The organism is Pseudomonas sp. S35 (assembly GCF_009866765.1).
Taxonomy (GTDB): domain Bacteria; phylum Pseudomonadota; class Gammaproteobacteria; order Pseudomonadales; family Pseudomonadaceae; genus Aquipseudomonas.
In genome coordinates, this window is the sequence record NZ_CP019431.1 from 6,014,622 (window position 1) to 6,026,888 (window position 12,267).

Annotated in this window: 10 protein-coding genes; all 10 read right to left on the bottom strand. The window is 61.8% G+C overall.

The features are described 5' to 3' along the window. Positions 1-20: 20 nt before the first annotated feature. Positions 21-1,799 carry an acyl-CoA dehydrogenase C-terminal domain-containing protein gene (locus tag PspS35_RS27235; protein WP_159937517.1) on the bottom strand — a complete coding sequence of 593 codons (1,779 nt, stop codon included), beginning with the start codon at positions 1,797-1,799 and terminating at the stop codon, positions 21-23. Positions 1,800-1,921: 122 nt separating this feature from the next. Next, positions 1,922-3,691 (bottom strand): acyl-CoA dehydrogenase C-terminal domain-containing protein, encoded by a 1,770-nt coding sequence (locus PspS35_RS27240; protein WP_159937518.1) that lies wholly within the window; start codon positions 3,689-3,691, stop codon positions 1,922-1,924. Positions 3,692-3,781: 90 nt separating this feature from the next. Next, positions 3,782-5,071: a GGDEF domain-containing protein gene (locus tag PspS35_RS27245; protein WP_159937519.1), complete on the bottom strand. Its 1,290-nt coding sequence runs from the start codon at positions 5,069-5,071 to the stop codon at positions 3,782-3,784. A gap of 202 nt (positions 5,072-5,273) precedes the next feature. Then, on the bottom strand, positions 5,274-7,079 hold the full coding sequence (locus PspS35_RS27250; protein ID WP_159937520.1) for a phenylacyl-CoA dehydrogenase: 1,806 nt from the start codon (positions 7,077-7,079) through the stop codon (positions 5,274-5,276). A 253-nt stretch (positions 7,080-7,332) separates the two neighbouring features. After that, positions 7,333-7,614 carry a pyrroloquinoline quinone biosynthesis protein PqqE gene (locus PspS35_RS27255; RefSeq protein WP_099585700.1) on the bottom strand — a complete coding sequence of 94 codons (282 nt, stop codon included), beginning with the start codon at positions 7,612-7,614 and terminating at the stop codon, positions 7,333-7,335. 106 nt (positions 7,615-7,720) lie between these two features. After that, a complete protein-coding gene (gene bioD / locus PspS35_RS27260) occupies positions 7,721-8,401 on the bottom strand; it encodes a dethiobiotin synthase (RefSeq protein ID WP_159937521.1) in 681 nt (226 codons plus the stop codon). Further along, positions 8,398-9,210, bottom strand: coding sequence for a malonyl-ACP O-methyltransferase BioC (gene bioC, locus PspS35_RS27265; protein WP_159937522.1), 813 nt, complete (start codon positions 9,208-9,210; stop codon positions 8,398-8,400). Before bioC ends, bioD begins: the two co-directional genes overlap by 4 nt. Next, positions 9,203-9,934, bottom strand: coding sequence for an alpha/beta fold hydrolase (locus tag PspS35_RS27270; protein WP_159937523.1), 732 nt, complete (start codon positions 9,932-9,934; stop codon positions 9,203-9,205). Before PspS35_RS27270 ends, bioC begins: the two co-directional genes overlap by 8 nt. Next, positions 9,927-11,108 carry an 8-amino-7-oxononanoate synthase gene (gene bioF / locus PspS35_RS27275; protein WP_159937524.1) on the bottom strand — a complete coding sequence of 394 codons (1,182 nt, stop codon included), beginning with the start codon at positions 11,106-11,108 and terminating at the stop codon, positions 9,927-9,929. Before bioF ends, PspS35_RS27270 begins: the two co-directional genes overlap by 8 nt. A gap of 78 nt (positions 11,109-11,186) precedes the next feature. Continuing rightward, entirely contained in the window at positions 11,187-12,242 is a 1,056-nt protein-coding gene (gene bioB, locus PspS35_RS27280) for a biotin synthase BioB (RefSeq protein WP_159937525.1), read from the bottom strand. Between the last annotated feature and the right edge of the window lie 25 nt (positions 12,243-12,267).

Consider the following 12,267-nt stretch of genomic DNA (forward strand, 5'->3'; position numbering starts at 1 on the left):
CTTACAAACCCTTCGCCCCCTTAGAACAGTGCTTCATCCAGCAGGAACAGCGATTCGCTACCGGCTTTTACAGACGCACTCAGGGAGTGAATACGCGGCAGCAGACGCGCGAAGTAGAAGCGTGCGGTACCCAGTTTACTGGCGTAGAAGTCTTCCTCAGCCTCTTTGCCCAAGGCAGCCTTGGCCATGCGCGCCCACATGTAGGCGTAGGCCATGTAACCAAACGCATGCAAATACTCCACCGACGCCGCACCGATTTCATTCGGGTTGGTCTTGGCGCGATCCAGTACCCAAGCCGTCAGTTCATCCAGGTTGTCCACCGCCGCGTTCAGCGGTTTGGTGAACTCAGCCAACTCGGCCCCTGCATTGGCAGTGAACTGACGGATCTCATCGGCAAACAAGGTGTAGAACGCACCGCCGCTGCCGACGATCTTGCGCCCCATCAAGTCCAGGGCCTGGATGCCGTTGGTACCTTCGTAGATCTGCGTGATGCGCACATCACGCACCAATTGCTCCTGGCCCCACTCGCGGATGTAGCCGTGGCCACCAAATACCTGCTGGCCGAGCACCGTGGTTTCCAGGCCCAGGTCGCTGAGGAACGCCTTGGCCACCGGTGTCAGCAACGCCACCAGGTTATCCGCACGCTCACGGGCTGCGGCGTCTTCGCTGAATTTGGCGATATCCAGCTGCGTCGCCACATAGGTGGAGAACGCGCGGCCACCTTCGTTCGCGGCTTTCATGGTCAGCAGCATGCGGCGCACGTCCGGGTGCACGATGATCGGGTCGGCGACCTTATCCTTGGCCTGGGCACCGGTCGGCGCACGGCTTTGCAGACGGTCACGCGCGTATTCAATGGCGTTCTGGTAGGACCGTTCACCGGACGCCAGCCCCTGAATACCTACACCCAAGCGCTCGTAGTTCATCATGGTGAACATCGCCGCCAGCCCACGGTTAGGCTCGCCCACCAGATAACCCACGGCTTCGTCGAAGTTCATCACGCAGGTCGCGGACGCCTGGATCCCCATCTTGTGTTCGATAGAGCCACAGCTCACCAGGTTACGCGCACCCAGGCTGCCGTCGGCATTGACCATGAACTTCGGCACCAGGAACAGCGAGATGCCCTTGGGGCCAGCCGGTGCATCCGGCAGCTTGGCCAATACCAAGTGGATGATGTTTTCGGTGAGGTCGTGCTCGCCACCGGTGATGAAGATCTTGGTGCCACTGATTTTGTAGGAACCGTCCGCCTGAGGCTCGGCCTTGGTGCGGATAATCCCCAGGTCGGTGCCGGCATGGGCCTCGGTCAGGCACATGGAACCGGCCCATTCGCCGGAATACATCTTCGGCAGATAGGCGGCCTTGAGTGCTTCGCTGGCGTGGGTGTTGATCGACACGCACGCGCCGGACGTCAACATCGGATACAGGCCAAACGCCAGGCTCGACGAGTTGATCATCTCTTCAACCTGGGCCGAAACGGCCTTGGGCATGCCCATGCCGCCAAACGCAGGATCGCCACCGACGCCAACCCAGCCGCCTTCGGCGTAGGTCTTGTAGGCCTGTGGATAACCGTCCGGGGTAAACACCGCCGTGTTGTCCCAACGACAACCTTGTTCGTCACCGCCACGGCTGATTGGCGCGATGGACTTGGCGGTGACTTTGCCGGCCTCTTCGAGGATCGCCTCGACGGTTTCGGCGTCAACGGTGTCTGCCAATGCCGGCAATTGGGCCCATGTATTGGCGACCTCAAAAACTTCGTTGAGGACGAAGCGCATATCACGCAGCGGCGCTTTGTAATCAGCCATGGCAAACCTCGTGAGAACGTGAAAAGTGATTCGATAGGATCGGTTTTACAGGCTCCGAGTGTACCCGAACAACTTTTCAGACACATAGGGTCCACTTGTGACTGACTGGTATTTTTAAGTCACTACAACGCAAACGCCTCCGCTGGCAGACTCATCAGGCACTCGCTGCCCGCTTGCACAGCAGCGCGGTGGGTGGCGGTACGCGGCAGCAGGCGCTTGAAGTAGAATTCGCACGTGGCCAGCTTGGCCTTGGCAAACTCGCCATCGTCATGGGCCTGCGCCGCAATTGCCATGCGCAGCCACAGGTAGGCAAGGACGATGTAGCCGCTGTACATCAAGTAATCCACGGCGGCAGCGCCCACCTCGTCGGGGTTTTTCATCGCGGCCATGCCGACCTGGGTGGTCAGTTCGCCCCACTCGCCGTTCAGTTGATTGAGTTGTGCCGCATAGGCCTTGAACTGCGGATGTTCAGCATTCGCCGCGCAGAACTTATGCACGATTTTGGTAAACCCGCGCAGCAACTTGCCCTGGCTGCCCAACACCTTGCGGCCCAGCAGGTCGAGGGCCTGGATGCCGTTGGTGCCTTCATAGATCGGCGCGATCCGAGCATCGCGGGCCAGTTGTTCCATGCCCCATTCGCGAATGTAGCCGTGGCCGCCGAACACCTGCATGCCGTGGTTGGTCACTTCCAACCCGGTGTCGGTCATAAAGGCTTTGCAGATCGGCGTGAGGAACGCCAACAGGTCTTCAGCTTCCTGGCGTTGAGCGGCGTCGCTGCTCAGGTGGGCGGTATCGAGCAATTGCGCGGTGAAGTAGGTCAATGCGCGGTTGCCTTCGTTGAAGGCTTTCATGGTCAGCAGCATGCGACGCACGTCGGGATGCACGATGATCGGGTCGGCCGCTTTGTCCGGGGCCTTGGCGCCGGTCAGCGAGCGCATTTGCAGGCGGTCGTTGGCGTACTTGATCGCGCCTTGAAAGCTTGCCTCGCCGTTGCACAGGCCTTGCATGCCAGTGCCCAGCCGCGCGTGGTTCATCATGGTGAACATGCAATTGAGGCCTTTGTTGGCCTCGCCAATCAAAAAGCCCTTGGCACCGTCGAAATTGAGCACGCAGGTGGCTGAGGCCTTGATGCCCATTTTGTGTTCGATGGAACCACAGTGCACCGCGTTGCGCTCGCCGGAGTCGGCGTGAAACTTGGGCACGATAAACAACGAGATGCCCTTGGTGCCCGCCGGGGCGTCCGGCAACTTGGCCAGCACCAGATGGATGATGTTGGCGCTCATGTCGTGCTCGCCGGCCGAGATGAAGATCTTGCTGCCGGTGACCGCATAACTGCCGTCGGCCTGGGGCACGGCGCGGGTCTTGATCAGCCCCAGGTCGGTGCCGCAATGGGCTTCGGTGAGGCACATGGTGCCGGTCCATTCGCCAGCGGTGAGCTTGTTCAGGAAGGTGTCTTTTTGCTCGGCTGTACCGTGGGCGTGGATCGCCGACATGGCGCCGTGGGTCAGGCCCGGGTACATGCCCCAGGAGGTGTTGCTGGAGCCGATCATCTCGCTGAGCACCAGGCCCAGCGATTGCGGCAAGCCCTGGCCACCGTAGGCCGGGTCCGCCGCCACACCGTGCCAGCCGCCTTCGACGTACTGGGCGAAGGCTTCCTTGAACCCCTTGGGCGTGGTGACGACGCCATTGTCAAAATGGCAGCCCTCTTCATCGCCGCTGCGGTTGAGGGGCGACAGCACGTTCTCGCAGAATTTGGCGCCTTCTTCGAGGATCGCACTGACCATGTCCGGGCTGGCGTCGGTTGCGCCCAACGCGGCGTAGTGGCCGTGAAAATCAAACACGTTGTCGATCAGAAAGCGCATGTCGCGCAGGGGAGCTTTGTACTCAGGCATGGTCATGTCTCCGGCAGCAGATGGTCTCAACCTACTGCCGGCCCGCGCCTCAGACAATCACTGTAGAACCGCTGAATACACCGCCATCACTCAACCGGCAGCGCTCTCCATGCGCACCGCGCCACGGCGGGTTTGCCCGGCGGCGATCACGCAGTTACGCCCGGCGCCCTTGGCGGCATACAGCGCCTGGTCGGCGGACTTGAGCACTTCTTCGGGGGTGCGCTGCTCGGCCTGGCGTTCGGCCACGCCGATGCTGACCGTCACCGAGACACTCGTCGCACCGCTGCCCGCCCGGCGCTGACGGCCTTGTTGATCGTCCTGGGGGCGGTCCGCATTGCGCAGCTTGATGTCGTAGTTGGCGACGATCTCGCGGATTTCTTCCAGATGCGGCATGCACTCATCCAGGGTCTTGCCGGCAAACACCACGGCGAACTCTTCACCGCCGTAGCGATAGGCACGCCCGCCGCCATTGACCTTGGACAGCTTGCTCGCCACCAGGCGCAGCACCTGGTCGCCGACGTCGTGGCCGTGGGTGTCGTTGAAGCGTTTGAAGTGATCGACGTCGGTCATCGCCAGCACATAGTTGCGCCCCAGCCGCTGCATGCGCTCATTGAGGGCGCGACGCCCCGGCAGGCCGGTCAGCTCGTCGCGAAACGCCATTTGATAGGCCTCGTGGGCCACGCCGGCCGCGATCATCAGCATCACCTGGCTGCACATGATGTTGAGGGTGAACGGCAGGATGAAGGTCTGCGGCAACATCCAGAACAACCCCAGCAACCCCACCAACTGCGCCGCATGCAGCGGGCGTGGCTGGTACCAGTACTGTGCGGCGAGCGTGAGGAAACCAATCAGGAACATCGGGTACGACAATTGGATCAGGCTCATCCAGGTGCCATGCAGTGCCGGCCAGCGAATCTCCGCCAGCCAATTCAGCACGGCCTGGGGATAACTTTGCTCCAAGGCCAACGCCACGCTGCCGATGGCCAGCAGCACGGCGCAGCGGGCCACGAAGTCGCGGAACAGATGGGTCTTCTCCTGCCACAGCGCGTAAATGCTGAACAGCAGCGGCAACAGCAGGCAACACAGATGAAACACCACGGCCGCGTCTTCGCGCACGCGGCCGTTATCGCGATAGAAATCAGTCTGGGTATCGAGCAGGAAGTAGGCGATGTACACCGTGATCATCAAGAACAATTCACGCTGGCGCCGATACACCGCGCAGTACGAACCGCCGAGCAGCAGCACCAGGGTGGGCAACACATTGAACAGCGAGGTGAAGAAGACGTTGAGGTCCTTGACATAAGCAGCCGAGAGCCCGGCCAGCAAGAGCAGCAACGAAGGGAGAAAATGACTGAAACGTACAGCGGACACGCGTGACAAGGGTAAAACTCCGACCCGCAAAAAATGATGGCAATGTGCCTTGATCCAGACAGTTAAGCACACCCTGCCGGTCATGTATCACATTGCCATCACTGTAACGGCAGCCGGCGGCAATCCCTGAGCGCTGTACTGTGTTTTTTATTGCTCATAAAAAACCGCCGCTCCCAGGGGAAGCGGCGGTTCCAGGCAAACCCGGTGAGGCTTAGTAAGCCAGGCCGAAGTCTTCCTCTTTCATGTCCATCAGGTTGTTGGCGCCCGACAGCATGGTGGCCTTGTGTGCCAAGGTACGCGGCAGGATGCGCTGGAAGTAGAAGCGCGCGGTCTGCAGCTTGGCGGTGTAGAAGGCCTCTTCGGTGGTGCCGGCAGCCAGTTTCTCGGCAGCCAGGCGTGCCATGTCGGCCCAGAAGTAAGCCAGGCACGCGTAACCGGAGTACATCAGGTAATCCACCGAGGCGGCACCGACTTCTTCACGGTCTTTCATCGCAGCCATGCCGACCTTCATGGTCAACTCGCCCCACTCTTTGTTCAGTGCAGCCAGCGGTGCAACGAACTCTTTGACCGCTTCGTTGCCTTCGTTGGCCTGGCAGAACTTGTGCACGATCTTGGTGAAGCCCTTGAGCGCTTCACCCTGGGTCATCAGCACTTTACGGCCGAGCAGGTCCAGCGCCTGGATACCGGTGGTGCCTTCGTACAGCATCGAAATGCGGCTGTCGCGAACGTTCTGCTCCATGCCCCACTCGGCGATGAAGCCGTGGCCACCGTAGATCTGCACGCCGTGGTTGGCCGATTCAAAACCGACTTCGGTCATGAACGCCTTGGCGATTGGGGTCATGAAGGCCAGCAGGCCGTCGGCCTGTTTCTTGGCTTCGTCGTCGGTGCCGTACTTGACGATGTCCACTTGCTTGGCGGTGAAGTACACCATCGCACGGTTGCCTTCGGCGAAGGCTTTCATGGTCAGCAGCATGCGGCGCACGTCGGGGTGCACGATGATCGGGTCAGCGGCCTTGTCCGGCGCTTTCGGGCCGGTCAGGGAGCGCATTTGCAGGCGGTCGCGAGCGTATTTCAGGCCGCCCTGGAAACCGATCTCGGCGTGGGACAGACCTTGCAGCGCGGTGCCCAGGCGAGCGGTGTTCATAAAGGTGAACATGCAGTTCAGGCCTTTGTTCGCCGGGCCGATCAGGAAACCGGTGGCCGCGTCGAAGTTCATCACGCAGGTGGCGTTGCCGTGGATGCCCATCTTGTGTTCCAGGGAACCACAGCTCACCGCGTTGCGCTCACCCACCGAACCGTCGGCGTTGGGCATGAACTTCGGCACGATGAACAGCGAGATGCCTTTGGTGCCGGCCGGTGCGTCCGGCAGGCGGGCCAGTACGATGTGGACGATGTTGTCGGCCATGTCGTGTTCACCGGCCGAGATGAAGATCTTGGTGCCGGAGACTTTGTAGGAACCGTCGGCCTGAGGCTCGGCCTTGGTGCGCAGCATGCCCAGGTCGGTGCCGCAGTGTGGCTCGGTCAGGCACATGGTGCCGGTCCATTCGCCCGACACCAGCTTGGTCAGGTAAGCCTCTTGCTGCTCGGGGGTGCCGTGCTCGGAGATGGTGTTCATCGCGCCATGAGACAGGCCTGGGTACATGCCCCACGACCAGTTGGCGGCGCCAACCATTTCGCTCACCGCCAGGCCCAGGGATTCCGGCAGGCCTTGGCCACCGTGCTCCACGTCGTGGGCCAGGCTCGGCCAGCCACCTTCGACAAATTGCTTGTAGGCTTCTTTAAAGCCCGTCGGCGTCTTAACGCCCGACTCACTCCAGGTGCACCCTTCGATGTCGCCCACGCGGTTCAGCGGTGCCAGCACCTGCTCACAGAACTTGGCGCCCTCTTCAAGGATGGCGTCAACCATGTCCGGGGTAGCGTCCTGGCAAGCCGGCAGGCTCTGATAGTGCGCTTCATAACCGAGCAGTTCGTCACGAACGAAGCGAATATCACGCAAGGGGGCCTTGTAGTCAGGCATAGCGATAAACCTCTGCTGATGTAGCTGGAATGAACAACCGCGTGGAATGTGTTGTAGCGGTCAAACAGGTGTTTGAAACATACGTTTACGATCTGGGGATGTCAAGCGCCGGTCAGATGCCGTTTGTCATGACGTGCATCAACCCAGGCGCAACAAGGCCTGAGGCGAGATGCCACATCAAAGAGAGTGTAGAGAGGGTTCAGGATAAAACAGGGCAAATATGGGAGGGGGCTTGCCCCCTCCCACATTTAGATCAGGCGTAGGTATCGATCAACGTACCGAGCATTTCGTCGGAAGCCTTGGCGACTTTGACGCCCAGCTCCACCTGAAACTTGCCCTCGGCCAGTTCCACCATGTTGCTGGCGGAGTTGGTCGGCTGGCCGCGGTTGACCGCTTGCAAGCGATCATTCTGGGCATCCGAAGGTTGGCTGGTGGCTGCACTGGCGATCTTGCCAGCGGCCTGGTCGACACGGCTTTGCCCGGACTGAATGGTATTCAGACCCGAATAAAACGCGCTGCTTCCAGAGATTTCCATGGCGCAAGCCTGCCTTTAGAGAATCGTGAACGCTGATTGAAGCAGAGAACGTGGCAAAACGCCCGTCAAAAACACTAATGGCATAATGCCTTGGCGATAGCCAAAATCAGTCAAGCAGGTCCAGTTGCAGGTACTGCGCCACGGCTTCGGCGCTGGCATGCTTGAGTTTCGGCACCCGGCCCAGGCACGGTGCAGGCAGCCGTTCGGCCAGGGTGGCGAGGTTTTCTTCCAGGCGGGACGTCTTGGGGTCGATGATGTTCGCCACCCAGCCCGCCAGTTGCAAACCGTCCCGCGCAATGGCCTCGGCAGTGAGCAGGGCATGGCTGATGCAGCCCAGGCGCACACCCACCACCAGGATCACCGGTAATTTAAGCGCCATTGCCAGGTCCGACAGATTGGCTTGATCGGCCAAGGGCACGCGCCAGCCGCCCGCGCCTTCGATCAAGGTGAAATCCGCGTCCCGCGCCAGTACCTGCTGCATGGGCTTGAGCAGCGACTGCACCGTCAGCGAAACTCCCGCCTCCCGCGCCGCCAGATGCGGTGCGATGGCCGGTTCGAACGCCACCGGGTTGACCTCGGCATAACTCAAGGGCAATGAACATTCGGCCAGCAGCGCCAGGGCGTCCGCATTGCGCAGGCCCTTGGGGGTTACCGCGCAACCGGAGGCGACGGGTTTGCCGGCGGCGGTGCTTTTACCGGCTTGGCGGGCCGCATGCAGCAGGCCGGCGGCGACGGTGGTCTTGCCGACATCAGTGTCGGTGCCGGTAATGAAATAAGCGGCGCTCATAGAGGTTTCTCCAGTACGGCATACACCACTTGGTAAGTCGCCGGCAGGCCCTGGACCTGACGGAACCGCTCATACGCCTGCACCAGTGCAGCAATCCGTGCGCGGCCCGTCAACCCGTCGGGGCGGCCCGGGTTGAGATTGTGCGCACCGAGGGCCTTCAATTCATGGGTCAGGCTGCGCACATCCGGGTAATGCAACACGTGGGGCTGGCGCTCCAGGCTGACCACGCGCATACCGCTGGCCCCACACAGTTGTTGGTAGGCCTCGAAGGTGCGGAAGCGGTTGACGTGCACCAGGCCATCGGCGGCGCGCCAACTTTCGCGCAGTTCATCCAATGTGCCTACGCATAAACTGGCAAAGGCCAATACCCCGCCCGGTTGCAGCACGCGATGGGCCTCACGGAGCACTGCATCGAAGTTCGCACACCATTGCACCGCAAGGCTGGAGAAGAGCAACTCAACGCTCTCAGCTTTCAGCGGCAAGCGCTCGGCATCACCCGCGATGAAGTGATGCGCGCCACCCAAAGGTCGCGCATGGTTGAGCATGCCTTCGGCGATATCCAGCGCTACGCCCTGGCTGGCCGGCAATAAGTCAGCCAGTACGCGACTGAAATACCCCGTGCCGCACCCCATATCCAGCCAACGTCGTGGCACGCACGCTGACGGCAGACGCGACAGCAGTTCGTGCCCCACTGCTCGCTGCAACTCGGCAACGCTGTCGTAGCTGGCCGCTGCACGGGAAAACGACGCCGCCACCTGACGCTTGTCCGGCAAGGCGCCTGGCAGGGGCGGATGGGAGAGATCAGTCATCAAGGCACTCATGCAAAAAAGCCTGGATGGCCCCCGCTACACCGTGGGGGTCTTCCAGGAGAAAAGCGTGACCGGCCTGTTCAATCAGACCGATTTCAACATCGGGGAGCAGCGTCAGCAGGTCGCTGGCGGCTTCGGCGGGCACCAGTCCATCCATCCCGGCAAACAGGTGCAACTGCGGGCCGCGATAGGCCAATAAGGCTTCGCGGGTGTCCAGTTGCGCGAGCAGTTCCAGCCCGGTCATCAACACATTGGACGGCGTATTCGGCGCGCCGCTGACCAGCAAACGCGCCAGCCCGCGAGGGTCTGCGGCGCCTTTGGCACACAACAGGCCGAAGCGCTTGAGGGTGACCTGGGAATCGGCGTGGCAGCCGGCAAGGAACGCATCGAAGGTCTCAGCGGGCATCGCGCTCGGCCAACCTTCGTGGGCGACAAAACACGGGTTGCTCGCCAGGGTCAGCAAGCCGCAGCAGCGTTCACCCCGTCGCGCCGCCAATTCAGAGGCCAGCATGCCGCCAAGGGACCAGCCGCCCAGCCAGGCGTTGTCCGCCAGTGTGGCGTCGAGTTCATCCAGCCATTCGCCCAGATCACTGGAGTCCAGTGCCGGCAACGGCTCGATCTGTACATGCAGGTGCTCGTCCAGCCCCTGCAATGCGGCGGCCAAAGGTTCCAGCGGCGATACGCCGAGGCCCCAGCCGGGCAGTAGAATCAGTCGATCACGCATGAGCAGGCTCCGTGGCGCCTAGCAAGCGGAAACACTCTTCCAACGCGTTTAACAATAGCTGCACCTGCGCCGCGCTGTGGGCTGCCGTCAATGTGACGCGCAGGCGCGCGCTGCCGGCGGGTACGGTGGGCGGACGGATGGCTGTGACCATCAAGCCACGCTCGCGCAGCATCTGCGACAAACGCACCGCCCTGGCGCTGTCGCCGATCAGGATCGGCTGGATCGGCGTAAAGCTGTCCATCAGGTCCAGGCCGAGCTGCTCCGCGCCCTGACGGAACTGGCGGATGAGCCCATTGAGATGCTCACGCCGCCAGTGTTCGGTGCGCAGCAATTCCAGGCTTTTCAACGTGGCGCAGGCCAGCGCCGGTGGTTGGCTGGTGGTGTAGATGTACGGGCGAGCGAACTGGATCAGGCTTTCGATCAACTCTTCGCTGCCGGCCACAAACGCGCCTGCCGTGCCGAAGGCTTTGCCCAAGGTGCCGACCAGTACCGGCACATCCTCCTGGCTCAAACCGAAATGCTCGACAATCCCGCCACCGTTGGCGCCCAGCGGGCCGAAGCCATGGGCATCATCCACCATCAGCCAGGCGCCTCTGGCCTTGGCTTCACGGGCCAGGGCGGGCAAGTCGGCGAGGTCGCCGTCCATGCTGAACACCCCATCGGTGACCACCAGCGTATTGCCGGTGGCTTTCTCCAGCCGCTTGGCCAGGCTGGCGGCGTCGTTATGCAGGTAGCGATTGAACCGTGCGCCGGACAACAAGCCCGCGTCCAGAAGCGATGCGTGGTTAAGGCGATCTTGCAGCACCGTATCGCCCTGCCCCACCAGCGCTGTGACCGCGCCCATATTGGCCATGTAGCCGGTGGTAAACAGCAACGCACGCGGGCGACCGGTCAGGTCGGCCAGGGCTTCTTCCAACGCGTGGTGCGGCGTGGCGTGCCCGACCACCAAGTGTGAGGCACCACCGCCCACGCCCCAGCGCGACGCCCCGGCGCGCCAGGCTTCGATCACTTGCGGGTGATTGGCCAGGCCCAGGTAGTCGTTATTGCAGAAGGCGAGCAACGGTTGGCCGTCGACCACCACTTCAGGGCCCTGGGGGCTCTGGAGCAAAGGGCGTTGGCGGTAAAGGTGTTCGGCACGGCGGGCAGCGAGGCGCGCGGAGAGATCAAAAGACATGCAGGCCTCGGACTAGCAGGTTCAACTCGGTCAAAAACTGCGAGAGCAAGCACCTCCCACAGTTGGATCGCCTATCAATCAGACGACAGCGTTATAGAACTGCTCGCTGCTCTTGTGCTCCACCAACGCCTGCTCGATTGCCGCCTGGTGCACTTCATCGGCGTGCTCTTCACGGGCTTCCGGCAGGATCCCCAGGCGCGAGAACAGTTGCATGTCCTTGTCGGCCTGCGGGTTGGCGGTGGTCAGCAGTTTGTCGCCGTAGAAGATCGAGTTGGCGCCGGCGAAAAACGCCAGGGCCTGCATCTGCTCGTTCATGGCCTCACGACCGGCCGACAGGCGCACGTGGGACTGGGGCATCAGGATGCGCGCCACCGCCAGCATGCGGATGAAGTCGAACGGGTCGATGTCTTCGGCGTTTTCCAGTGGCGTGCCAGCCACTTTGACCAGCATGTTGATTGGCACCGACTCCGGATGCTCCGGCAGGTTGGCCAACTGGATCAGCAGGTTGGCGCGGTCGTCGAGGGACTCGCCCATGCCGAGGATGCCACCGGAGCAGATCTTCATCCCCGAGTCACGCACGTAGGCCAGGGTTTGCAGACGCTCGCCGTAGGTGCGGGTGGTGATGATGCTGCCGTAGAACTCCGGCGAGGTATCCAGGTTGTGGTTATAGTAGTCGAGGCCGGCCTGGGCCAGGGCTTCGGTCTGGTCCTGGTCGAGACGGCCGAGGGTCATGCAGGTCTCCAGGCCCATGGCCTTCACGCCCTTGACCATCTGCAGCACGTAGGGCATGTCTTTGGCCGACGGGTGTTTCCAGGCGGCGCCCATGCAGAAGCGGGTCGAACCGATGGCCTTGGCGCGGGCAGCCTCTTGGAGGACCTTCTGCACTTCCATCAGCTTTTCTTTTTCCAGGCCAGTGTTGTAGTGGCCCGACTGCGGACAATATTTGCAATCTTCCGGGCAAGCGCCGGTCTTGATCGACAGCAGGGTCGACACCTGCACACGGTTGGCGTCGAAATGCGCGCGGTGCACGGTCTGCGCCTGGAACAACAGGTCATTGAACGGCTGCACGAACAGTGCTTTGACTTCGGCCAGGGACCAGTCGTGACGCAGGGTGGCAGTGGTGCTGGCGCTCATGGGCGATTCCTTGATTATGCTTTGG